18 protein-coding genes are annotated in these 23,398 nt (G+C 60.1%); 9 read left to right on the top strand and 9 right to left on the bottom strand.

What is annotated here, in order from left to right; genetic code table 11:
* Window positions 1–17: 17 nt before the first annotated feature.
* A complete protein-coding gene (locus BRPE64_RS26485) occupies window positions 18–1,592 on the top strand; it encodes a phospholipase D family protein (protein WP_044043333.1) in 1,575 nt (524 codons plus the stop codon).
* A gap of 31 nt (window positions 1,593–1,623) precedes the next feature.
* Here BRPE64_RS26485 and BRPE64_RS26480 read toward each other — a convergent pair whose 3' ends face one another.
* The 4 genes from BRPE64_RS26480 to BRPE64_RS26465 form a co-directional block, all read right to left on the bottom strand.
* Window positions 1,624–2,601, bottom strand: a complete 978-nt coding sequence (locus BRPE64_RS26480) for an aldo/keto reductase (protein WP_016348033.1) — start codon at window positions 2,599–2,601, stop codon at window positions 1,624–1,626.
* A gap of 106 nt (window positions 2,602–2,707) precedes the next feature.
* Complete coding sequence (locus BRPE64_RS26475; protein WP_016348032.1) at window positions 2,708–3,604, bottom strand: transglutaminase family protein; 897 nt, start codon at window positions 3,602–3,604, stop codon at window positions 2,708–2,710.
* Window positions 3,601–6,225 carry a circularly permuted type 2 ATP-grasp protein gene (locus BRPE64_RS26470; protein WP_016348031.1) on the bottom strand — a complete coding sequence of 875 codons (2,625 nt, stop codon included), beginning with the start codon at window positions 6,223–6,225 and terminating at the stop codon, window positions 3,601–3,603. The genes BRPE64_RS26475 and BRPE64_RS26470 overlap by 4 nt, the downstream gene beginning before the upstream one ends.
* A 48-nt stretch (window positions 6,226–6,273) precedes the next feature.
* Window positions 6,274–9,738 carry a transglutaminase family protein gene (locus tag BRPE64_RS26465; protein WP_016348030.1) on the bottom strand — a complete coding sequence of 1,155 codons (3,465 nt, stop codon included), beginning with the start codon at window positions 9,736–9,738 and terminating at the stop codon, window positions 6,274–6,276.
* 164 nt (window positions 9,739–9,902) lie between these two features.
* Here BRPE64_RS26465 and BRPE64_RS26460 point away from each other — a divergent pair, with 164 nt between their 5' ends.
* Window positions 9,903–10,970, top strand: a complete 1,068-nt coding sequence (locus BRPE64_RS26460; RefSeq protein ID WP_044043331.1) for a zinc-binding metallopeptidase family protein — start codon at window positions 9,903–9,905, stop codon at window positions 10,968–10,970.
* 10 nt (window positions 10,971–10,980) lie between these two features.
* On the opposite strand, the gene BRPE64_RS26455 is transcribed toward BRPE64_RS26460, so the two are convergent.
* Together BRPE64_RS26455 and BRPE64_RS26450 are read right to left on the bottom strand one after the other, a co-directional pair.
* On the bottom strand, window positions 10,981–12,009 hold the full coding sequence (locus tag BRPE64_RS26455; RefSeq protein ID WP_016348028.1) for an alpha-E domain-containing protein: 1,029 nt from the start codon (window positions 12,007–12,009) through the stop codon (window positions 10,981–10,983).
* A gap of 63 nt (window positions 12,010–12,072) precedes the next feature.
* Window positions 12,073–13,545, bottom strand: a complete 1,473-nt coding sequence (locus BRPE64_RS26450; RefSeq protein ID WP_016348027.1) for a circularly permuted type 2 ATP-grasp protein — start codon at window positions 13,543–13,545, stop codon at window positions 12,073–12,075.
* 432 nt (window positions 13,546–13,977) lie between these two features.
* On the opposite strand from BRPE64_RS26450, the gene BRPE64_RS26445 reads away from it, so the two are divergent.
* The 6 genes from BRPE64_RS26445 (at window position 13,978) to BRPE64_RS26420 (ending at window position 19,885) form a co-directional block, all read left to right on the top strand.
* Window positions 13,978–14,685: a YceH family protein gene (locus BRPE64_RS26445; RefSeq protein ID WP_016348026.1), complete on the top strand. Its 708-nt coding sequence runs from the start codon at window positions 13,978–13,980 to the stop codon at window positions 14,683–14,685.
* Window positions 14,686–14,701: 16 nt separating this feature from the next.
* The gene (mnmD, locus tag BRPE64_RS26440; RefSeq protein ID WP_016348025.1) at window positions 14,702–15,382 is read left to right on the top strand and encodes a tRNA (5-methylaminomethyl-2-thiouridine)(34)-methyltransferase MnmD; all 681 of its coding nucleotides are present in this window, start codon (window positions 14,702–14,704) and stop codon (window positions 15,380–15,382) included.
* Between the two features lie 258 nt (window positions 15,383–15,640).
* Window positions 15,641–15,841: a DUF3311 domain-containing protein gene (locus tag BRPE64_RS26435; protein ID WP_044043329.1), complete on the top strand. Its 201-nt coding sequence runs from the start codon at window positions 15,641–15,643 to the stop codon at window positions 15,839–15,841.
* On the top strand, window positions 15,838–17,319 hold the full coding sequence (gene mctP, locus BRPE64_RS26430; protein WP_016348023.1) for a monocarboxylate uptake permease MctP: 1,482 nt from the start codon (window positions 15,838–15,840) through the stop codon (window positions 17,317–17,319). The genes BRPE64_RS26435 and mctP overlap by 4 nt, the downstream gene beginning before the upstream one ends.
* Window positions 17,320–17,425: 106 nt before the next feature.
* Window positions 17,426–18,385 carry an LLM class oxidoreductase gene (locus BRPE64_RS26425; protein WP_044043728.1) on the top strand — a complete coding sequence of 320 codons (960 nt, stop codon included), beginning with the start codon at window positions 17,426–17,428 and terminating at the stop codon, window positions 18,383–18,385.
* A gap of 27 nt (window positions 18,386–18,412) precedes the next feature.
* A complete protein-coding gene (locus BRPE64_RS26420) occupies window positions 18,413–19,885 on the top strand; it encodes an amidase (RefSeq protein WP_044043322.1) in 1,473 nt (490 codons plus the stop codon).
* A 7-nt stretch (window positions 19,886–19,892) separates the two neighbouring features.
* Here the strand turns inward: BRPE64_RS26420 and BRPE64_RS26415 are convergent, their stop codons facing one another.
* Window positions 19,893–20,372 carry an H-NS histone family protein gene (locus tag BRPE64_RS26415; protein ID WP_016348020.1) on the bottom strand — a complete coding sequence of 160 codons (480 nt, stop codon included), beginning with the start codon at window positions 20,370–20,372 and terminating at the stop codon, window positions 19,893–19,895.
* 465 nt (window positions 20,373–20,837) lie between these two features.
* Window positions 20,838–21,110, bottom strand: a complete 273-nt coding sequence (locus tag BRPE64_RS33830; protein ID WP_016348019.1) for a DUF3331 domain-containing protein — start codon at window positions 21,108–21,110, stop codon at window positions 20,838–20,840.
* A 674-nt stretch (window positions 21,111–21,784) separates the two neighbouring features.
* Here BRPE64_RS33830 and BRPE64_RS26405 point away from each other — a divergent pair.
* The gene (locus tag BRPE64_RS26405; RefSeq protein ID WP_016348017.1) at window positions 21,785–22,054 is read left to right on the top strand and encodes a DUF1488 family protein; all 270 of its coding nucleotides are present in this window, start codon (window positions 21,785–21,787) and stop codon (window positions 22,052–22,054) included.
* Between the two features lie 39 nt (window positions 22,055–22,093).
* On the opposite strand, the gene BRPE64_RS26400 is transcribed toward BRPE64_RS26405, so the two are convergent.
* Entirely contained in the window at window positions 22,094–23,389 is a 1,296-nt protein-coding gene (locus tag BRPE64_RS26400; protein ID WP_016348016.1) for a c-type cytochrome, read from the bottom strand.
* Between the last annotated feature and the right edge of the window lie 9 nt (window positions 23,390–23,398).

The raw sequence follows: 23,398 nt of genomic DNA, 5'->3' as shown, positions 1-23,398 counted from the left end.
ATCGCGAAGGACGCACGATGACACTTCGAAACTGGTTCGCCGCGCTTCGACTCATCGCCATGATGTTGCTGATGAGTTCATGCGCAAGCCTCCCGCCTCAAACCGGACGCATGGAAAGCCACGCCTTCAACGATACAAGCGGCACGCCGCTCGGCACCGCCTTCGCGGCCGGTGAGGCTGCGCATCCCGGCGACAACGCATTCCATCTTCTTTCGAACGGCATGGACGCGCTGATCGCGCGCGTGATCCTGAGCGAGACCGCCGCGCGCACGCTCGATCTCCAGTACTACATCTGGCACGACGACCTGACCGGCCGCGAGATGGCCGCATCGGTCATGCGCGCGGCCGATCGCGGCGTGCGCGTGCGGCTGCTTCTCGATGACCTCGGCACCAACGCCGACGATCAGTTTCTGCTCGCGCTGGCGTCGCATCCGAACGTGCAGGTGCGTCTCTTCAATCCGGTCGCGAGCCGCACGTTCAAGAAGCTCGGCTCGGCGTTCGAGTTCTTTCGCGTGAATCGCCGCATGCATAACAAGGCGCTCGTCGCCGATAATCAGGCGGCCATTCTCGGCGGGCGCAATATCGGCGACGAATACTTTGGCGCGTCGAGCACGGTCGCGTTCGGCGATCTCGATGTGCTCGTGCATGGGCCCGTGGTGCGCGAAGTATCGAGCGCGTTCGATCTCTACTGGAATTCGGATGCAGCCTATCCGATCGAAAACCTCATGGGCCGCCGCGCCGATCCGGACGCGCTGGCCGCCTATCGTCAGAAGCTCGATGCGTATCTGCTGACGGAATCGCATTCGCCTTATGTCGCGCAAGTCCGCGAGCGCATGGCGAACGTGATACAGGCGCGCGATACCGCGTTCTCATGGGGCAAGGCAACGCTGCTTTATGACGATCCCGCGAAAATCACGCGCGCGCCCGGCGATACGGAAGGGCATCTGATGTCGCAGTTCAAGGCGATGAGTCTCGAACCCGGCAAGGAGATGCTGATCGTGTCGCCTTATTTCGTGCCGCGCAAGGAAGGCGTGCAATGGCTGCGTTCGATGACATCGCGCGGCGTGCGCGTCACCGTGCTCACGAACTCGCTCGCAGCCACCGATGTCGCCGCGGTGCATGCGGGTTATCAGCGCTATCGCCGCGACATGCTCGAAGCAGGCGTGCGTCTGTATGAACTGAAGCCTGTTGCTGCATCGGACGACAAGGAAGAGAGAAGCCCGAAGAAGACGACGTTCGGTTCATCGAAGGCTTCGTTGCATGCGAAGACCTATGTGTTCGATCGCACGCGCATTTTCATCGGCTCGATGAATCTCGATCCGCGCTCGGTCGAGTTGAATACGGAGATCGGCGTGTATTGCGAAAGCGCGGATGCCGCGGAACAAGTGGCGGGCGGCATCGAGACGAATATCGATCGCATTGCGTGGCGCGTAGAGTTGCAGGACGACGGCACGGGACGCAAGCGCATGGTGTGGATCGATACCGACGCAAACGGCAAGACGATCGTGCTCGATAGCGAGCCGGATGTGTCGGCGCTCAAGCGCGCGGGCATCTGGATGATGGGCATCTTGCCGATCGAATCGCAGTTGTGATCGCGCGCTTCAGCATGCGTTCAATAGTCGGTCATTTGAATCCGGCAACGCCATGCGGCACATACGGCGCTTCGAGTTGCGCGATCTCTTCAGCCGTGAGATTCAGCGACAACGCCGCGACCGCATCGCTCAAATGACTCGGCTTGGACGCGCCGATGATCGGCGCAGTCACCGGCGACTTCTGCGCCACCCACGCCAACGCAACCTGCGCACGCGGCACGCCGCGCGCCTTCGCTACGGCCGCGACCGCTTCGACCACGGCGCGATCCGCATCGTCGGTCCGATACAGCGTGCTGCCGAAGCTATCCGACTCCTGACGCTCGCTCGTCGCATCCCAATCGCGCGTGAGACGCCCGCGAGCAAGCGGACTCCACGGTATGAGGCCGATGCCTTGATCCTTGCACAGCGGAAGCATCTCGCGCTCTTCCTCGCGATACAGCAGATTCAAGTGGTTCTGCATCGTCTTGAACTCGGTCCAGCCATGCGAACGCGACGTGTACAGCGCCTTGCTGAACTGCCATGCATACATCGACGAAGCGCCGATATAACGCGCCTTTCCCGCCTTCACGACATCGTGCAACGCTTCGAGCGTTTCCTCGATCGGCGTGGTGTAGTCCCAGCGATGGATCTGGTAAAGATCGACGTAGTCGGTGCCGAGACGTCGCAAGCTGTTGTCGATTTCATTGAAGATGGCCTTGCGCGACAGTCCCGCGCCATTCGGACCGGGACGCATGCGATTGAACACTTTCGTCGCGATCACGATATCGTCACGCTTCGTGAAATCACGCAGCGCACGTCCGACGATTTCCTCTGACGTACCGTCCGAATAGACATTGGCCGTATCGAAGAAGTTGATGCCGGCATCGAGCGCCTGCTGAATGAGCGGACGGCTCCGTTCTTCGTCGAGCGTCCACGGATGCGTGCCGCGATCGGCGACGCCATATGTCATGCAGCCGAGACAAAGCCGCGATACGTCGAGGCCGGTCGTGCCCAGTTTCACGTATTCCATCGTGCAAATCTCCTTGCGAAGCGAAATGACATGCGCGAACGCTCGCGCATGAGCGACGAAAACCTGAAGATTAACGCAGCCCGGCGCGTCGCGCTTTCATTACGATTTACAAGGTCAGCACATTCACCGCTACATCCACATGATGTGCGCCGCCGCCAAGGATCATGCCGCGCAACAACGACACATCGCTGTAATCGCGGCCGGTGGCGAGCGTCACGTGATCGAGATCGGCGAGCACGTCGTTGGTTGGATCCAGATCGATCCATCCGCTTTGCGGACAATGCACCGAGACCCATGCGTGCGATGCATCCGCGCCGATGAGCCGCGCATGTCCCGGCGGCGGATCGTTGCGCAAATAACCGCTTACATAGCGAGCCGGAAGGCCCAGCGCGCGCAGGCAGCCGATCATTACTTGCGAGAAGTCCTGGCAGACGCCGTGCCGCAACTCGAATGCGCGCGACGCGGGTGTATCGAATGATGTCGACGAAGGCCGATATTCGAAGTCCGCGTGGATGCGATGCATCAGATCGATCGCGCCCGTAACGAGCGGCGTGCCTGCATCGAAACTGGCTTGAGCATACTCGCGCAATTCATGTTCGAGCGAGATGTTGGGCGAGGCATAGCAGAACTCGCTTTCGACAAAAAACGGCGCACCCGCGCTGTAGCGCAAGCGTTGCGCGACTTCTTCCCACGGCGGCGTTGCATCGGCATCGAGCGTGCTCCAGCGCGGCGTCAGACGCACTGTTGTTTCGCTCGTCATCGAGAGGCGTTCGTGCGGTGCATCGAGCGAGAAGTACAGCACGTCGTTGCCGAATGCATCGACACGGCTATGCACATACGACGGCACCGGCTCGATGCGTTCCGTATGCGAAATCACCTGTTGCCACGGACAATGCAGCGGACGAATGGTCGCGAGATGCTGCGCGATTTCGACCGGCGTCGAATAGCGATAGGTCGTGCGGTGCGTGACCGCGAGCACCGTGTCATCGATGCCGATGTTCATGCCGACACCTGCGCGGCAAGCGTATTCGCGTGACTGAAGTATCGCGCGCTCACTTCGCTCGACGCTGCGCTCACGGACGCAACGAGTCTGTCGCACACGGCGATCAGCGCAGGGTAGCCGCCGCTTTCGTTCGTCTCGCACAGCGCCGCGAGTTGCGGCAACGCATCGGCATGCGTGAGCAGGTCCGCGAAGCGCGAGGCCTGCACGCGGCGCGCGCCGCCCGCAGCGGCTGCGATCTCATCGAGCTTCGTGCGCAGACGCGCATAGACGCCATAGAGCCCGCGCGGATTGGTTTGATCGACGACGATCAGATCGATCAGCGCCGGAACTTCGAGCCTTCCCGGATAAAGCGAGCGATACGTGAGCGTGCTGTCGAAGAGTTGCAGCAGCAGGTCGAAACCTGCCGGCGATGCAAGCGTGCCGCGCTCGGCGACCACGCGCAGAAACGTGGACATGGTCGCGACGCGTTCGATATGCCGCCCGATGAACAACAGACGCCACGCTTCGTCGCGCGTCATGCGATCGCCTTGCGCGCCGCTGATCGCGCACAACTGCGTCGAAAGATGTTCGAGTGCATTCGCGAGCATTACACGATCGTAATCGCGGCCGATGCGCGGCATGCCCTCTGCATCGATATCGGCGAGTGCAAGACGTTCGAGTGCATCGCGGAAGTCGTTGCGCGATGCGAGGATCGTGCGCCAATGGTCGGTCGAGAGTCGATCGCGTATCTCGCCGCATGCACGCACCTGATCCGCGAGATTGCTGCCGATGCTCGTCGCGCGGCTGGACTCCGTGAGTCCCGCCAGCAGCACTCGTTCGAATGCTTGCGGCGTGCTGCGCGCAAGCGTATCGACCGATGGAATCAGCCCGCACTGCGATGCGAGTTCGGCAAGCGTCGGAAAGAGTTCTTCCGCGTCGCTGCCGTCCAGCATGCCGAGCAGCAAACGACACAGCCGCACATTGTTTTCGGCGCGTTCGCCATAGCGACCGGCCCAGAACAGATTCTCCGCCGCGCGGCTCGACACCGTGCGATGCTTGCGCAGATCACCGGGTTTGATCGGCGTCGGACGCAGCGACACGGCACCGCCCGGCTGACTCGACATCACCCATGTATCGACGCTGCTGCCGCCGAATTGCATTGACACGGTCGCGCGTCGATCGGCCGCAAGGCGTGTGAAGCCGCCAGGCATCACGCTCCAGCTTCCATCGATATCCGCGATCGCATAAGCGCGCAAGACACACGGACGCGAGCCCAATGCGCCATCGTGAAAGCGCGGCGCGCTGGAAAACGGCAGGTGCTCCTGAATCGTGAATACATCCGGCGCGCGTTCGATTCGTTCACGCCATGCGGCCAGTTCCTGCACGCCCGCATCGATGCCGGGCGCCTGATCGGCCTGCGCGCCCGGCCATGTCGGCGCAATGAGCGCGCTGTCCATCGATTCGAATGCTTCATTGCGCGCTGCTTCCTCGCCGCACCACCATGTCGGCACAGTCGGCAATTCGAGCGTTTCACCGAGCAGCGCCTGTGCGATGCCCGGCAAAAATGCATTGAGCGCAGGCGACTCGGTGAAGCCCGCACCCGGCACGTTCGACACCATCACGTTGCCCGCGCGCATCACCTGCAAGAGACCAGGCACGCCGATGCTCGAATCCGCCCGCAATTCGACGGGGTCGCAGAACGCATCGTCGAGACGCCGCAACACGGCATGCACGCGCGACAAGCCCGCAAGCGTCTTGAGATAGAGCTTGTCGTGACGCACCGTGAGGTCCTTGCCTTCGACGAGCGTCACGCCGAAATAGCGCGCGAGAAACACATGTTCGAAGTAGGTCTCGCTGAAGGGGCCCGGGCTCAGCAGCGCAATATGCGGCGCATCGTTCGATGCGTCGGTGCGTCCGCCTTCGTCGTCGCGCATGGTGGCGCGTGCGGCTTGCGCGATCGTCGCGATGAGTTGCGAATATGTCGCGGCGAGGCGGCTCACGCGCATCGCGCGAAACGGATCGGCGAACAAGGTCGCGACGATCAGCCGGTTTTCCAGCGCATAGCCGAGACCCGACGGCACCTCGGTACGATGCGCGATGACGGTCCATGCACCCGACGGCGTGCGCGCGAGATCCACAGCAACGATCTGCAGAAAGCGGCCGAGCGGCGGCACGAAGCCCTTCACCGCACGCAGATAACCGGGATGACCGAACACGAGCGCGCCCGGCAGAAGACCGCGATGAAGCAGCGTCTGCGGCCCGTACACATCGGCGACGATCGCTTCCATCAGACGCGCGCGCTGAGCGACGCCGCGTTCGATCGCCGCCCATTCCTGTTCATCGATGATGAGCGGCAGAAGATCGAGCGACCACGCGCGCGGCTTGCCGTTATCGGCATAGACGTTATAGGTGATGTCGTTATCGCGCACCTGTTGCGCGACCGCGGCAACGCCATCGTCGAGCCTTGCGATGCCCTGCTCGCCGAGCAATTCGAAGAACTGACGCCACGGCTCGCGCAACTGCCCCGACGCATCGCGCAACTCGTCCCAGTGCCCTTCGCGCGCAGGCAGCGTGCGCAGCAGCGCGAGGGCATCGACGCGGGCGGCGGCAATGTCGAAGGGCAAGCTCGATTGATAAGCCAAAGTCGTCTCGGTTCTTTATTCGAATTTATTCGAATGATGATTGTGCGTTCAACGATAGCGCAGGTCGAGCGTGAACGGAAATTCGAGGCTGCGTTCACGCGCATCGATGCGCATTGCGCCGGGCGTGTGCCCCGTCGCGAAGAAGCGCGCGCGCCGCCGGCTCTCCGCTTCGTATGCGTTGACCGGGAACGTCTGATAGTTGCGCCCGCCCGGATGCGCAACATGATACTGGCAGCCGCCGAGCGCGCGGCCCGTCCATGTATCGACGATATCGAAGGTCAGCGGTGCATGCACGTCGATGGTCGGATGCAGCGACGCCGACTGCGACCACGCGCGAAAACGCACACCGGCGACGTATTCGCTGACACGGCCTGTCGATTGCAGCGGTAGCGGCACGCCGTTCACGGTCACGACATGGCGGTCGCCATTCAAGCCGAGCGCACGCACCTCGAGCCGCTCGACGGACGAATCCACATAACGCACGGTGCCGCCGGTCGCGCCCTCTTCGCCCATCACATGCCATGGCTCGAGCGCGTTGCGGATGGTCAGCGAGATACCGCTCGTGTCATATTCACCGACGAGCGGAAAGCGGAACTCGAAGTGCGGCGCAAACCAGCTGCGCTCGAATCCAAAGCCGGCATCGCGCAGTTCGGCGAGTACGTCGTCGAAATCCATCTGCACGAAGGTGCTCAGCATGAAGCGGTCATGCAGTTCCGTGCCCCAACGCGTGAGGCGCGCCGTGTAGGGTTTCTCCCAGAAACGCGCGACGAGTGCACGCAGCAGCAATTGCTGCACGAGACTCATGCGTGCGTGCGGCGGCATTTCGAAGCCGCGCAATTCGAGCAGACCGAGACGGCCCGTGGGGCCATCGGGCGAATACAGCTTGTCGATGCAGAATTCGGCGCGGTGCGTGTTGCCCGTTACGTCAATGAGGATGTTGCGCAGAATGCGGTCGACGAGCCACGGCGGCACGGTCGCCGTGCCGCGTCCGCCGAGTTGATCGAGTTGGCGCTGAAGCTCGGCAAACGCGATCTCCAGTTCATAGACCTGATCGTTGCGTGCTTCGTCGATGCGAGGCGCCTGACTCGTCGGTCCGATGAACAAACCCGAAAACAGCATCGACAGCGACGGATGATTGAGCCAGTAGGCGATCAGGCTTGCCAGCAAATCGGGGCGGCGCAGGAACGGGCTGTCGGCCGGTGTCGCGCCGCCGAGTACGAAGTGATTGCCACCGCCCGTGCCCGTGTGACGCCCGTCGATCATGAACTTTTCCGGGCTCAGATACGTTTCGTGTGCGGCGTTATAGAGAAACTCGGTATGCGCGACGAGATCGTTCCAGTTTGCCGCCGGATGAATGTTCACTTCAATGACGCCGGGATCGGGCGTCACTTGCAGCATCTTGAGACGTGCGTCGCGCGGCGGCGGATAACCTTCGACGATCACCGGTATGCCGAGATCGGCGGCGGTCGCCTCGACGGCGGCAAGCAGATCGAGATAGTCGTCGAGCGCCGTCACCGGCGGCATGAAGACGTGCATGAGCTTGTTGCCGTTGCCGAGCTTTTTCAGTGCATCGGCTTCGGCCTTGGGTCCCGCCGCGCGCGCCGGATCGCGCGCTTCCACGCACAACGCCGTGCGAGTGAACGCACCGGCGGATTCGCCGCGCCGGGGCATGCGGTCTCCAGACGCGCCTGAAGAATTTGACGAACCCGGCGCACCGGAGAAAGCGCTCGGGCGCCCGGACGCGCTTGCACCGGCATTTTGCATGCGGTATTCAACATCCATATCGGCATATTGCATGCGTAATTCAGCCGCGGTGCGCAGCGGGGTCGTCGGTGCGAACGGGTCGTGCTCGTGCTGCCACGGGTAATCGGCCGGCGACACCCACGGCAGCGAATCGAGCGGCAGCCGGTAGCCCATCGGCGAATCGCCCGGCGTCAGGTACATGCGGTCATCCCGGAAGAACCAGGAGCCGCTTATCCAGCGGCCCGGCTGCGTCGCGGATGCCTCTTCGCGCGAGATCGGCAGCACGTAACCGGTCACCGACGGCAGGCCGGCATCGAACACGCGGCGCAGGCGCGCGCGCTCCTGTTCATCGTCGAGCCGCGAATCGAACGGGTCGACATTCACCGGCAAACGGCGCTCGCGCCACAGGTAATACCAGCTGTCCTCGAAGGCTGGTTGAATGTATTTTGAATCCAAAGACAATTTTCCGGCGAGATGGCGGATGAAGCGCGCGGCATCGTCCGATGTATACGACGCGGGCTGCCGCTCGTCCGCATAGAGCGCGGGATCGTGCCAGCACGGTTCTCCGTCCGCGCGCCAGAACAGCGACAGCGCCCAGCGGGGCAACTGCTCGCCCGGATACCACTTGCCTTGACCGATATGCAAAAAGCCGCTCGCGCCGTACTCCGCGCGCAGCTTTTCGATCAGCGAGACCGCATAGGAGCGCTTCGTCGGGCCGAGCGCATCCGTATTCCATTCGGGCGCGTCGCGGTCGCGCACGGCAACGTAGGTCGGCTCGCCGCCCATCGTCAGACGCACGTCGGCTGCGTCGAGTCGCGCATCGACCTGCTCGCCCATGCGTAACACAGAGCTCCAGTCTTCCTCGGTGTACGGCTTGGTCACGCGCGGCGTTTCGAGCACGCGCTCGATCGACATCGTGTGGGCGAATTCGACTTCGCACTTTTCCACCGCACCGGAGACGGGCGCGGCGCTGTCGGGTTCCGGCGTGCAGGCGACCGGAATATGCCCTTCGCCCGCGAGTAGCCCCGATGTCGGATCGAAACCGATCCAGCCTGCGCCCGGCAGATACACCTCGCACCAGGCGTGCAGATCGGTAAAGTCGACTTCGGTGCCGCTGGGGCCATCGAGCGATTTGGTGTCCGGCGCGAGTTGCAGCAGATAGCCTGAAACGAAGCGCGCGGCAAGACCGAGATGGCGCAATGTCTCGACGAGCAGCCAGCCCGAGTCGCGGCACGATCCCGCCGCGGTTTCGAGCGTTTCCTCCGGCGTCTGCACGCCCGGCTCCATGCGGATGAGATAACGAATCTCGTGCGCCAGCCGCTGATTCAGGCCGACCAAAAAATCCATCGTGGCGGTTGGCGTTCTGTCGATACTTTCGACGAATGCCGCAAAGCGCGGCGTCAACTCGCGCTTGACCATGTAAGGCGCAAGATCGTGCAGTAATTCCGGGGCATACGTGAACGGAAATTTCTCGGCCGTCGGCTCCAGAAAAAAGTCGAACGGGTTATAGACGGCCATCTCGGCGACGAGATCGACCGTCACCTTGAATTCGCGCGTCTTCTCGGGAAACACGAGACGCGCCTGATAGTTCGCGAATGCGTCCTGCTGCCAGTTGATGAAATGATTTTCCGGCTCGACGCGCATCGAATACGACACGATCGGCGTGCGGCAATGAGGCGCCGGCCGCAAGCGCACGACTTGCGGCGAGAGACCGACCAGGCGGTCGTAGCGATAATGCGTGACATGGTTCAACGCGACGCGAATGGACACACCGTACTCCTTTGTTCAAATGACGCCGTGCGCGCAGGCGGCGGTCCGCACACGCTTTATTTGCTTGTCACGGAAAAGACGATGGCTTTGCGGCACGATGTTTGCGACTCTTAAGCCCACACCGCACGCGCACGACGCGCGACCCCACCTCTTCCGACCACACGATGAAGACCTTTCACTGCAACCGTTGCGACCAGTTGGTGTTCTTCGAAAACACGCATTGCGAGAACTGCGGCACGCGGCTCGGTTACGTGCCCGAAATCAATCAGATCAGCGCATTCGACGAAACCGACGACGGACGCTGGCGCAGCCTGCACCCGCTTGCAAAAGACGCGCTTTATCAGCCGTGCCATAACTACGCCATCGAAAACATCTGCAACTGGGTCGTGCCTGCGCCCGAAGCCGGCACGGATCCGCTCTGTCGCTCGTGTCAGTTGACGAGCACCATTCCGAACCTCGCGATTCCGGAGAACCGTCTCTACTGGTATCGCATCGAAGCGGCCAAGCGTCGTCTGCTGTACACCTTTGCCGAACTGGGCCTGACCGTTAAGTCGCGTCAGGAAGATCCCGAGCGCGGCCTCGAATTTCAGTTTCTCGAAGGCGACGCGCAAGGTCATGGCGTCATGACGGGCCATAACGACGGCATCATCACGCTTAACATCGCCGAAGCCGACGATGCACATCGCGAGAAAACACGCTCTTCGCTTCACGAACCGTATCGCACGCTGCTTGGCCATTTCCGTCATGAATCCGGCCACTATTTCTTCGATCGACTGATCGCCGATACCGCGCGCATCGCGCCGTTTCGCACGGCATTCGGCGACGAACAAGCCGACTATGGCGCCGCACTCGATCGTCACTATCAGGCGGGGCCGCCCGCACAGTGGGAAGACAACTTCGTCAGCGCCTATGCCACGATGCATCCGTGGGAAGACTGGGCTGAGACGTGGGCGCACTATCTGCACATCGTCGACACGCTCGACACGGCGGTTTCGTGCGGTCTCGTCCTCGTGCCCGACAGCCCGCATGAGCCGACGCTCACCGATCAGACGCCAGTCGAAGAGACGACCTTCGATAATCTGATGAAGCGCTGGTTTCCGCTGACTTATGTGCTCAACAGCCTCAATCGCAGCCTCGGCATGCCGGACGGATATCCGTTCACGCTGCCGCCCGCGGTCATCGACAAGCTGCGTTTCGTGCATCGCGTCGTTGCGGCGGCGGCCAAGCGTTAAGGGCACGCGTTTAGCCTTTGCTTAGCGTTTGAGACTGCGACTGTGTTTGCGATTGCGTTTGTGATTGCGTTTGCTCGGGCGCCGGCGGTTCTTCCGGCGCAATCGGCAAAAGGAATTCGCGACTCACGCGGCCCGCAAGATCATTCACGCGCGCCAGGAAATCCACCAGATATGCGTGCAGCCCGCCTTTAAGGATGTCGCCGATGCGCCCGTTCTTTAGCTCCGCGCTCAATTGCGCGGCTAAGCGCGCGGCCTCCGTATCGCGTCCTTTAGTGACGTGACCGATCAGCAGCTCGACCTCCGCGATGCTTGCCGCAAGCGAACGCGGCCATTCGCCGTAAAGAATCAGCAAACCCGCAACCCGCTCCGGCGTGATGACATCGCGATAAACACGGCGATAGACCTCGAAGCCCGATACTGATCCGAGCACCGCTGTCCAGTGGTGATAATCGAACGGTTGTGCGGCGGTATCGGCGCGTTGCTCCATCATTTCGAATTTCACGTCGAGAATGCGCGCTGTATTGTCCGCGCGTTCTATGAAAGTCCCGAGGCGCATGAAGTAGAACGCGTCATCTTTGACCAGCGTGCCGAGCTGCACGCCGCGAGAAAGATGCGAGCGGAACTTGACCCATTCGAAGAACGTGTACGGCTCGCGCTCAAGGATGCCGTCGGCCAACATGCGCTGACAGTCGAGCCATGTCGTGTTGAGCGATTCCCACAGCTCGCTGTTGGTCGAACTGCGCACGGCCCGCGCGTTCTCACGCGCAGCGCGCAGGCAACTGACAATCGACGACGGATTCGAAATATCGCGCGCCATGAAGTCGATCACTTCGCGGCTTTTCATGCCGTGATGCGCGGCTGAATAGATGCCGCTCAATTCCGAAATCGACAACATCGCGCGCCAGCCGAGTTCCGCGTATTCATCGGATTGCGGCAGCAGCGAGAGCTGATAGTTTGCATCGAGCATCCGGGCAGTGTTTTCGGCGCGCTCGGTATAGCGCGCCATCCAGAAGAGATGATCCGCGGTACGGCTCAGCATGGGTGTTCCCGGTTGTTTGTCGTTGTCTTTAGTGCTGCATGGATAACGATGCTTTGATTTTCCTTAGCGCTCCAGCACCCAGGTGTCTTTAGTGCCACCGCCTTGCGATGAATTGACGACGAGCGATCCCTCACGTAAAGCAACGCGCGTCAGACCACCCGGCACCATACGTACCTCCGTGCCCGAAAGCACGAACGGACGCAAATCGATATGGCGCGGCGCGATACCTGCATCCACATAGGTCGGACACGTAGATAACGCGAGCGTCGGCTGCGCAATGTATTTTTCCGGATGCGCCTCGAGCACCGTGCGGAATTCCGCGATCTGCGCTGCGGTCGACGCCGGGCCTACGAGCATCCCGTAACCACCGGCGCCATGCGTCTCCTTGACAACGAGTTCAGGCAAGTGATCGAGTACGTACTTGAGATCGTCGGGCTTGCGGCACATCCACGTCGGCACGTTGTTGAGAATGGGTTCCTCGCCAAGGTAAAAGCGAACCATGTCCGGCACATAGGGATAGATCGATTTATCGTCGGCGATGCCCGTGCCCACCGCATTGCATAGCGAAAGATTGCCCGCGCGATAAGCGTTGATGAGCCCTGGAACGCCAAGCGTCGAGTCGGACCGGAACACGAGTGGATCGAGAAAATCATCGTCGACGCGGCGATAAATCACATCGACGCGCTGCGGCCCTTGCGTCGTGCGCATATACAGATAATCGTTATCGACGAAGAGATCCTGCCCTTCGACGAGTTCGACGCCCATCTGCTGCGCAAGAAACGCGTGCTCGAAATAGGCAGAGTTGTACATGCCCGGCGTCATGACAACGATGGTCGGATTTTCCACGGCGGCGGGCGCTGCCGCGCGCAGGGTGTCGAGCAGCAAGTCGGGATAATGCGCGACCGGCGCGACGCGATTGCGCGCGAAGAGATCGGGAAAGAGCCGCATCATCATCTTGCGGTTTTCGAGCATGTACGATACGCCCGACGGAACGCGAAGATTATCTTCGAGCACATAGAACTCGCCTTGCCCCGCCCTGACGATATCGATGCCCGCAATGTGCGCGTAGATATCGCGAGCGACATTCACGCCGCGCATTTGCGGCCGATATTGCGCATTGCCCAAGATCTGCGCCTCGGGAATGATCCCCGCGCGAATGATGTCTTGCTCGTGATAGATGTCGTGAATAAAGCGGTTGAGCGCATTGACGCGCTGCCTCAAGCCACGTTCCAGTGCGCGCCATTCGTCGGCGGGAAAGATGCGGGGAATGACATCGAACGGAATGGTGCGCTCGGGAATGATGCCGGGTACGTCGCTCGTTCCGTACACCGCGAACGTGATACCTACGCGACGAAAATTGAGGTCCGCTTCAGCGCGTTTGATATCGATTTGCTGATCGCTTTGCGCGGCCAGCCAGTGCAAGAAGTCTCGGTAATGCGTGCGTGGCGCGCCCACGTCACGAAAATCCGCCGCCGACACGCCGCGCGCCTCAAGATCACTGCGCTCGAACATTTCGTTGAAGAATGCTTGCGTCATAGCCGGTCTTCCATATGAAGTGCATGCCGGGGAGTGACGGTTCCCCTTTGCTCGTTTTTCTGGTCGCACTCGCAAAATGCCTGAAGAGCCCGAAAGACGTGACACATCCCAACTTGCGAGATATGTCGATAGGCAACCCCGAAGCGCGATGTACTTCTATCCGTCACACCATTGTGTGCGGTGCATCGATTGCGCAGGCGGCCCAGTGCCGTTTGTTTTAAGCAACTTCAATGCCAATGGTCTTAGCGTTCAGCTTCTCCTTTAAAGACGCATGCCAAACACGCCATGCCTTTAGCATGCACCAAGAAAGCGCAAATTGCCTAACGTTGCACAAGCTTGAGCAATCGTTTCATGCCGCAAGACGGTGCGTAATGATTGGCGCGCCACGCGGCGCCGGTATCATAGGCGTCTCACAGCAACCTTCACACGCATATGAACATTCCTTCTGACGCCGCTCCGCGGCCCGCGTTGCGCGAACTCACCCCGCTCGAGGCGCGCGTTCTGGGCGTACTCGTCGAAAAGCAGCATACGGTACCGGACACGTATCCGCTTTCGCTGAATTCCCTGACTGCGGGTTGCAATCAGAAGACAGCGCGCTCACCGGTCATGAACGTCAGCGAGGACGAAGTGCTGACGACCATCGACGGCCTCAAGCGACTGAGCCTCGTTATCGAGGGCAGCAGCAGTCGCGTGCCGCGCTTCGAACACAACGTGAATCGGGTACTCGGCGTGCCGAGCCAATCCGTCGCATTGCTCGCGACGCTGTTCCTGCGCGGTCCGCAAACGGCCGCCGAATTGCGCGCCAACAGCGCACGGCTGCATTCGTTCGCGGATATCTCATCGGTTGAGAGCTTTCTGGATGAGCTTGCCGGTAACGATCCGCCGCGCGTCGTCAAGCTGCCGCGCGTCCCCGGCGAGCGTGAAAATCGTTGGGCGCACCTGCTGTGCGGCGAAGTGAGCTTTAGCGACATGCCCGCACGGGACATGCAGGGCGGCGAATCCTTTTCGCTTTCCGAATTCGAGGCGCTCAAGTCCGAGCAGAAGCGCCTCGCTCACGAAGTGGTGCAATTGCGCGCGATCGTTCAGCGCATGGCAAGCGAGTTGGGCATCTCGCTCGATCAACCGGCAACTGACGCCTGAACGCGTCCGCTCGAACATGCACGAGCCGCTTGCCGTTGCTCCGCTCGTCTCTCGCGATGACGGAACGCCCTACTCACCGCGCCATGACAACATCTACCACAGCGTTGCGGGCGCACTGGCGCAAGCGCGCCACGTGTTCCTGAACGGCAATGGTTTTCCTGAACGGTGGCGCGAGAAAAGGCGCTTGATCGTGCTGGAAATGGGCTTCGGCATGGGCATCAACTTTCTTGCAACGTGGGCGGCATGGCGTGACGATCCTCGGCGCGTCAAGGCGATCGAATTCGTTTCGATCGAGAAGCATCCCTTTAGCGCAGGCGACTTGCGTCGCGCACATGCAGCAATCATCGACGACCAATCCATTTCGCCACTGGCCGGTGCCCTGGCGCTGACGTTCGCTTTCGGCGACGCGACCACGCTCTTGCCGCACTTGTCCGAACGCGGCCTGAGCGCGGACGCCATTTATCTCGACGGCTTCGCGCCCGCTAAGAATTCGGACATGTGGACGCCCGCGCTATTCGCAACGCTTGCCGGCATGACGAGCGACGACGCAACCTTCGCCACCTATACCAGCGCAGGCGACGTCAAGCGGGCGCTTCTGCAAAACGGCTTTGAATATCGCAAGGTCGCGGGCTTTGGCGGCAAGCGCGCGATGCTTGTCGGCAAGCGAAGTCGTTCGCAAACTGTCAACGCTTCGTAAGACCAGCCTCATAAGTTATGAAGGCATTTCTTTAGCGAAATGCACTCAAAATAGCGACGTCGATATTACCAAGAAAGCGCTTCGTAAACGAGTATTTCTTCTTCCTTTGTATCTCCCTTGTGCAACGGGCAACAATCCGGAATATCTTGGATAATGCGCACCCGTTGGCGCCGTGGCCTTTGCTCGCATCAGCGAAACGAACGTCGGGCCGGCGCGCCGCCACGTTCTTGTCAGCGCTGATTCATGAGGAGACATGCTTTGGAACCCAACAACGATGCGCCCCGCAGCCCATGGCTGTGGGCTGTGCTTTTGATCCCTTACGTCGCACTGCTGTGGCTGCCGTTCTATAACGACACGCGTCCTTCCTTAGCGGGCTTTCCGTTTTTCTACTGGTATCAGTTTCTTTGGGTGCCGCTCACGTCGCTCCTGCTTTACGTCGTGTATAAGGGCCTCAAATGAACGATCTCACTCCTGTCGATCCGGTCGCGATGACCATCTTCATCGCGTTCTTCGTGCTCGTGACTGTCGTCGGCTTCTTCGCCGCACGCTGGAAACGCGGCGATCTCAATCAGTTGCATGAGTGGGGCCTGGGCGGCCGCCAGTTCGGCGTGTTGATTTCATGGTTTCTCGTCGGTGGCGATTTCTATACCGCTTATACGGTGATCGCCGTGCCTGCTTTAGTCTATTCGGTCGGCGCGTACGGTTTCTTTGCGCTGCCTTATACGATCATCGTTTATCCGTTCGTGTTTGCGGTCATGCCGAAACTGTGGAAGATCGCGCAAGCGAAGAACCACATCACCGGCGCCGATTACGTGCAAGGCGAATACGGCGGCAAATGGTTCCCGGCGGCGGTCGCCGTAACGGGCATCGTCGCGACAATGCCGTATATCGCGTTGCAGCTCGTCGGCATGCAGGTCGTCATCAAGGGCCTTGGCATAACGGGTGAACTGCCGCTTATCATCGCGTTCGTGATTCTCGCGCTCTATACCTACACCAGCGGCCTGCGTGCGCCCGCAATGATCGCGTTCGTGAAGGACATCATGATCTATATCGTCGTGATTGCGGCGGTGTGGCTCATCCCGCTCAAGCTCGGCGGCTACGCGCACGTGTTCGACTCGGCCGATCAATACTTCAAGGCTAAGGGCGGCCCGACCGGCATCATTCTCAAGCCCGGTCAATTCACAGCCTATGCATCGCTTGCGCTCGGCTCGGCGCTCGCGGCGTTCATGTATCCGCATACGATGACTGCGGTCTTGTCGTCGTCGTCGGCTGCGACCGTCCGCAAGAACGCAATTTTTCTGCCGGCTTATACGTTGTTGCTTGGCTTGATCGCGTTGCTCGGCTATATGGCGATCGCGGCGGGCGTGCATGTGAAGTCCGCCTCGGACGTCGTACCGACGCTCTTCGGTACGCTGTTTCCGTCATGGTTCGTCGGCTTCGCGGCGGCAGCGATCGCAATCAGTGCGCTCGTGCCTGCGGCGATCATGTCGATCGGCGCGGCGAATCTGTTCACGCGCAACCTGTGGCGTCCGCTCGTTTCTCCCGACATGACGCCGGCGTCCGAAGCATCGACCGCCAAGCTCGTATCGCTTGTCGTGAAGTTCGGCGCCTTGCTTTTCATCGTGTTCCTGCCGACCCAGTATGCGATCGATCTGCAATTGCTTGGTGGCGTGTGGATTCTGCAAATTTTCCCTGCCATCGTGTTCACGCTCTTTACGCGCCGTTTGACGACGCCGGGCCTCTTCCTTGGCTGGCTCTGCGGCATCGTCCTCGGCACCGGGCTTGCAATTTCTCAAGGCCTTAAGCCGGTTTATGCCTTGCATGTGGGCGATGCAACCTGGCCGATGTATATCGGTTTGATTGCGCTCGCGGTGAATATCATCGTGACGTATGTCGTGTCGCTCGTTACGCGGCGCAGCGTTGTGCCTGCGGTATAAGTTCGCGCCTAGTCGACACAATGCCCGGCGCCGCGCGGCGCCGGCGCTCTTTCGAATTGCGGTGATACCATCGACGTCAAGCCAATTTCCTGACGCGATGCGTGTCATGACCGCTAGCGAAAACACTCCGGCCTTATCTTCTGTCGCAAGCGAAGTATTCGTTCGAGACGCGCTCTCGATAGGTATCACGTTGCCTATCACCGGCCAGAATCAAGACGTAGTCGATTTCAACGAACAGATTGCGCTTGCGCGCTTGGCCGACCGGCTCGGTTTTCGCGCGCTCTGGGTTCGCGACGTGCCGCTCAACAGCATCGACTATCCCGATCCTGTCGGACATCTCGATCCGTGGGTATTGCTCGGTGCGCTGGCATCGAATACGGAGCGCATTGCGCTCATCAGCGGTGCAATCGTGTTGACGCTCAGACATCCGCTGCACATCGCCAAAGGCGCCTTCTCGGTGAACACGCTATCGCAAGGACGTTTCATTCTTGGCGTCGGCTCGGGTGACCGTCCGCCTGAATATGCCGCGTTCGGCCGCAACCCGGATGAGCGCCGCGATCTTTACCGCGACCATTGGGAGACGCTTGCCGCAGCTATCGCGATGCCCTCGCGCGTGATTGCCGACAGTGCGCCGGAAGACTCATCCGAGTTCTATCTTCTGCCTCGCCAAAGTGCGCCGATTCCATTGCTGGCAGTGGGCTCGGGCGGTCAAAGCGTCGACTGGATCGCGCGCCATTCATTCGGCTGGATGACCTATCACCGCGAGCCGCAAGCGCAACGCGGCCGCTACAGCATGTGGCGCGCAGCGGTCGAACGCACCGTTCCCGGCGCCTTTCGCGCTTTCGGTGTTGCGATGCGGCTCGATCTCGGCAATAACGCCGACGAACCCGCAAGCGACATTTCGCTCGGTTATCGCACAGGGCATCGCGCGCTTACCGACGTGCTGCATCGCATGCGCGAAAGCGGCACGCATCATGTCACGCTCAATATCGATTCGGAGCGACGCCCTGCGCGCGATATCATCGAAGAAGTCGCCGCTTATGTGCTTCCCGAGTTTCATCGTTAAATCGGTCCGCTCTATCACGGTTAAATCATGACTGCCCTAGACGCTCACGCTTCCCCTTCGCCGAATGACGACATCGTGTCGCTCGATGCCGTCGCGCTATCTCAAGCAATTCATGCGCGCGCTGTGTCTTGCGTCGAAGTGATGAACGCATATCTCGCACAGATCGACCGCATGAATCAGGTGGTCAATGCCATTGTCGCGATGCAGGATCGCGATATGCTCGTCAAGCTCGCATCCGAACGCGATACGCAATTGTCCAAAGGCGAGAGCCTTGGACCATTACATGGATTTCCTCAAGCGCCTAAGGACATTTTGCCGGTCGCCGGCATGATCACCACCAAAGGTTCGCCGATCTACGCGGGCGAAGTCAGTCAGAACGATGCGATCGTCTACGAACGCATGCGCCGGTCAGGCGCGCTATTTGTAGGCCGCACGAACTCACCGGAATTCGGATTGGGCGGTCACACTTATAACCCCGTGTACGGAACCACGCGAAACGCATTCGATCAATCTCGCTCTGCTGGCGGCAGCAGTGGTGGCGCTGCCGTATCCGTCGCGCTGCGCATGTTGCCGTGCGCGGACGGCTCCGACATGATGGGCTCGTTGCGCACGCCCGCAGCATTCAACAACGTCTTTGGTTTTCGCACGACGCCGGGATGCGTGCCTTACGCACCCAGCGATGACGTCTTCTTTCAGCAATTCAGCGTCGCAGGCCCGATCGCACGCACGGTTCCCGACCTGGGTCTTCTGCTTTCCGTGCAAGCAGGCTTCGATGCGCGCGCGCCGCTCTCACGCAAAAGCGACAAACCCGCGGAATTCGCTAACGCGCTTGAACGCGACACGCGCGGACTGCGCATTGGCTGGCTGGGCGATATGAACGGACGCCTGCCCACCGACGCAGGTTTAATGGACATCTATGAAGCGGCCCTGCGTCATTTCGAAACCATCGGCTGCGTGGTCGAGGCTGCGCATGTGGAGTTCGATCTCGATCGTTTGTGGCACGCCTGGCTCGACTTGCGCAGTCTCACTTTCGCCGGCACGAATGCGCCGCTCTATCGCGACGACGCCAAGCGCAATCTGCTCAAGCCGGAAGCCGTATGGGAAATCGAACGAGGCTTGAAACTATCGGGGGAAGATATTTCGCGTGCAGTGCGCGATCGGTCTGCCTGGTATCAAGCCATCAATACGCTATTCGCCCGCTTCGATTATCTGGTGATGCCTTCGGCGCAGGTGTTTCCATTCGATGCAAATCTCGACTGGCCTCACGCAATCGATGGGCGCGAGATGGACACGTACCATCGCTGGATGGAGACGGTGGTCCCCGCCACGATGGCATCGCTGCCCGCGCTCAGCGTGCCGGCTGGCTTTAGCGCGACTGGATTGCCAGCCGGATTGCAGATTATCGGCCCGGCCCAGGAAGATCTGGGCGTGCTGCAACTCGGACTCGCTTATGATCGAGCGAGCGGATTTTCCAAAGTGCACAGCCCGTTGCTCGGTTAAACGACGATCAGGCGGATGCCCGTTGCACGCTCTTGCGAGCCGTTTTCTTGGCAGCGCCTTTAGTTGCGCCTTTAATTGCGCCTTTCGCGCTGGCGGCGCGCGAAGCCGATGCTGCTCCACCCCGTGCAACGCTTCCCGTCGCCGGGCTATCGATCAGAAATACGCTTCGATCCGAAGCGTCCTTGATCCACGCAGGCGGACGCGCATGCCCGCTCCAGGTCGCGCCTGTGGCCGGGTCGCGATACTTGGGCGGAAGTTTGGACTTCGCTGCCGTCTTGCCGCGTGAAGCCGACGCATTCGTCGAACCGGCCGGACGGCCTCGCTTTTTTCCTAAGCCCGCTTTGGCGAGATCTGCGGTCGTCAAGCCATATTCCGCCATGAGCGCCTGAATATTCGCAATGGCTTCAGTCGACTTTTTTTCGCGCAATGCGTCTGCGCGGCGCTGCAACTTTTGAATCTGATTTTCCAGCTGCGACAGCGTTGCCATCTTTCCTCCGAGATATATTGAGCGTCGAATTGAGTGCGCGGCCTAAAGAACACACTTTTGGCGTGAAGCAGTTGCTCAGACGATGTTGGGTCAGCATCGTTAAGCGGCGCTTTGAGCCCCGCACTCTGCCGCTAGGGAATCTTATAGCGTGCATGACAATGTCAAACGCAATTTCTCAAAAGATTACTTTTGACTGGCTCGCTTTAAGCCTAAAAAATCAGGCAATTTCCCGACGCATATATCCTAAGAGCTTAGACTGAAACGTCTGGACGTAAAGCGGCCTATTCCTTTTTCCAGAGTGGTGAATCAGACCATTTAAGCGATGGCAATTTGGCCTATGCCATTTGCGTGACATAAACGTGTTCGGTCCCTTGCGCTCGCCCGTTTGTTGCACGGCCGTCTTTGCGAGCGCAAGAGTCGCTAATTCAATGAAACAACGCATGCAACGCGTGAAGTGGCGCCCGGTCAATCGGAAGCCACGGCTGCTTCCTCCTCGCACGGCGTCAACGCAAGCGCCAGAATCATCGCGCCGCTGTTGAGCGGCACCGAGCTGCCCACGCGTCTAGGCCGATACACGGGCTGTCCGCGCCGGATTGCCTGGCCGCTCAAAGCACACGTTCCGCGCTTGCGCGCAGTGCACAGCGACCAGACCTGCTCCGAATAATTGAATGAAGTGGGATCGTGCCAAGACAACGCAAGCGTCGAATCGCTAAGACGCTCCAGAACGCGAATGTTCACGCAATGCGCCTCGCCTGAGCCGATGCATGTGGGTCTTGTGGACATATTGCGGACGAGTGTGCGTGTCAGCGACACGCTCCTGTCGTTCGGTTCAGACGGGCGGCTCGCCCGGCTATCGAGCATTGCCAGGGTACGGCTCCAGGGATCCATCAACGATGGATGCTTCATGTTCCGCTCCTGCTGACGACAACGCATGCCGCAACGAGAGCCGGCTGGGCGTGGCCGATGGAGTTCCGGGAATGCGCGACATGATCCGCCTCAAGAGCCGGTCCTGCCGCGCCGCATGAATCGCTTTGACTGCCTAGGTCGACATTGCCGCTTCGAATTATCGTTCCTAGAGTAGTACAACTGAGAATGCTTTTGTTTTCATTTTTCTCAACGGCGCTTCAGCACATGCGTTTAAACTCATCGTTCGAGTTCGTACGGCCCATCATGTGAGATGGCAACGTGATTCTGTCGTGCCGGTGCTTAGCTTGCAACGCGCGTTGCCGTTCCTCGAACGAACGTTCGGTTCATCACGTTCCTGCGGATGATTGCTTAAAAAAACCTATTAGACAAGCGCGAAAAAAATGCCGCCTGCCCGTTTGCCCACGTTTCGCAACGTATTGAAGATGCGCGCACACGCAGTTTTCTGACACAATAAAAACAGCGAACCGCTATTCTCCTGTCGAATCATGACAAGCAAGCTCTCGATCCACGCCGCTATTTCGGCGGACCGCGCATCCGTCAGTTTCGTTGCGTTCTCACGGGAACAGGCGATCCAGTGCAACATCACGCGCAAGGCGTTGGAACAGTACTTCTGGGCGCCCGTGGGGGCGAGCGACGAGCGCCTCCTCAAAGCGTTGAGCGATGGCTATGAGCGAATCAGCGCGCGCGTGCACAGAAAATTTCTCGCACATCCGTCCACTTCCATTTATTTGGACGTCATCGATTTTTCATCGTGACGCCCTTCTGCGCAATGAAGGCACGCGCCTTGAGCCACGTCAACGCGCTGCCTGCGTCGCCTTGCGGATCTTCGCTACGTCCTCGGGCTGCACGGCCGCCGTGTTGTTATTCCATGCGCCGCGAACGAACGTCAGCACGTCGGCGATTTGCTGGTCGTTGAGTACGGGCGCGTAGCGCGGCATCGGATATGGCGCGGGAATTCCGTGAATAACGAGGTCCTCCGTACCGTTAAGCGTCACGTTGATGAGCGACGACGCATCCTTTTCAAGCACATTGGGATTGCCTGCGAGCGGTGCCAGCATCGGCGCGAAGCCCCGGCCGTCCACGCCATGGCAGTGCATGCAAAAAGCCGTATAGACGCGCGCGCCTGAGTCCGTCGCCGCCGGACGAGTCAACGATACTTTGGTTGCCTTTGGATCATACGAATACTGCGGCCCACCATTTCCGCCCGATGCCGGCAAAGATTTCAGGTAGAGCGCCATGGCCGCTATATCGGCATCGCTTAGGTTCTGCGTGCTGTTGTTGATGACGCTCGTCATCGAACCAAATGCCGATGCATGCGGATTCGCGCCGGTCTTTAGAAAGACCGCGACGTCCTGTTCGGACCAGCGTCCCAGTCCCGTGTTGTGCTCGCCCGTGAGATTGGAAGCGAACCAGTTGTCGAGCACGCCACCCGTCAAATAGGCATTGTTGCTCTCGTCCAGTCCCTTTTCCTGAAATGCAATTCCACGCGGCGTATGACACGACCCGCAATGTCCAAGTCCTTGAATCAGATAAGCGCCGCGATTCCAGGCGACATCTTTGGCGGGCTTGTTCTGATAAACGCCTTTGTCGAGAAACACTACGTTCCAGAGTTTCAAAGGCCAGCGCATATTGAGCGGCCATTTGATATCCGATTCCCGATTGGCTTGCTTGACCGGCGTGACGCCATGCATGAAATACATGTAGAGCGCATGCATGTCTTCGTCGTTGATTTTCGCGTAGGACGGGTAAGGCATCGCCGGGTAAAGATTGTGACCGTCCTTAGCCACGCCCTCGCGCACGGCACGCGTGAAATCTTCTTCCGTATAACGACCGATTCCCGTATCCGGATCGGGCGTGATGTTGGTCGTATAAATTGCGCCTAGTGGCGTTGTCATCGGCAGACCACCTGCAAGCGGCTTGCCGCGCGGCGCCGAATGACAGGCCACGCAATCTCCCGCCTTGGCAAGATAAGCGCCGCGTGCGACGAGTGCATCGTTGGCGGCATCCGCCGCGCTCGCCGACGGCACGGTTCCAAAGCCGACGCCGAATGCAAAAAGTGCCGCAAAAAGAGGCTTGAATGCGTTCTTCATGGACGGCTC

Source organism: Caballeronia insecticola (assembly GCF_000402035.1).
In the GTDB taxonomy this organism is placed as follows: Bacteria; Pseudomonadota; Gammaproteobacteria; order Burkholderiales; family Burkholderiaceae; genus Caballeronia; species Caballeronia insecticola.
The sequence above is the reverse complement of the archived record's forward strand: the minus strand, read 5'-3'. Positions and strand labels throughout refer to the sequence as shown.

Excerpts from the sequence above, each read along its gene's own strand:
- BRPE64_RS26485 (WP_044043333.1), top strand. The coding sequence starts at position 18 with ATGACACTTCGAAACTGGTTCGCCGCGCTTCGACTCATCGCCATGATG.
- BRPE64_RS26480 (WP_016348033.1), bottom strand. The coding sequence starts at position 2,601 with ATGGAATACGTGAAACTGGGCACGACCGGCCTCGACGTATCGCGGCTT.
- BRPE64_RS26475 (WP_016348032.1), bottom strand. The coding sequence starts at position 3,604 with ATGAACATCGGCATCGATGACACGGTGCTCGCGGTCACGCACCGCACG.
- BRPE64_RS26460 (WP_044043331.1), top strand. The coding sequence starts at position 9,903 with ATGAAGACCTTTCACTGCAACCGTTGCGACCAGTTGGTGTTCTTCGAA.
- BRPE64_RS26455 (WP_016348028.1), bottom strand. The coding sequence starts at position 12,009 with ATGCTGAGCCGTACCGCGGATCATCTCTTCTGGATGGCGCGCTATACC.
- BRPE64_RS26450 (WP_016348027.1), bottom strand. The coding sequence starts at position 13,545 with ATGACGCAAGCATTCTTCAACGAAATGTTCGAGCGCAGTGATCTTGAG.
- BRPE64_RS26445 (WP_016348026.1), top strand. The coding sequence starts at position 13,978 with ATGAACATTCCTTCTGACGCCGCTCCGCGGCCCGCGTTGCGCGAACTC.
- mnmD (WP_016348025.1), top strand. The coding sequence starts at position 14,702 with ATGCACGAGCCGCTTGCCGTTGCTCCGCTCGTCTCTCGCGATGACGGA.
- mctP (WP_016348023.1), top strand. The coding sequence starts at position 15,838 with ATGAACGATCTCACTCCTGTCGATCCGGTCGCGATGACCATCTTCATC.
- BRPE64_RS26425 (WP_044043728.1), top strand. The coding sequence starts at position 17,426 with ATGACCGCTAGCGAAAACACTCCGGCCTTATCTTCTGTCGCAAGCGAA.
- BRPE64_RS26420 (WP_044043322.1), top strand. The coding sequence starts at position 18,413 with ATGACTGCCCTAGACGCTCACGCTTCCCCTTCGCCGAATGACGACATC.
- BRPE64_RS26415 (WP_016348020.1), bottom strand. The coding sequence starts at position 20,372 with ATGGCAACGCTGTCGCAGCTGGAAAATCAGATTCAAAAGTTGCAGCGC.
- BRPE64_RS26405 (WP_016348017.1), top strand. The coding sequence starts at position 21,785 with ATGACAAGCAAGCTCTCGATCCACGCCGCTATTTCGGCGGACCGCGCA.
- BRPE64_RS26400 (WP_016348016.1), bottom strand. The coding sequence starts at position 23,389 with ATGAAGAACGCATTCAAGCCTCTTTTTGCGGCACTTTTTGCATTCGGC.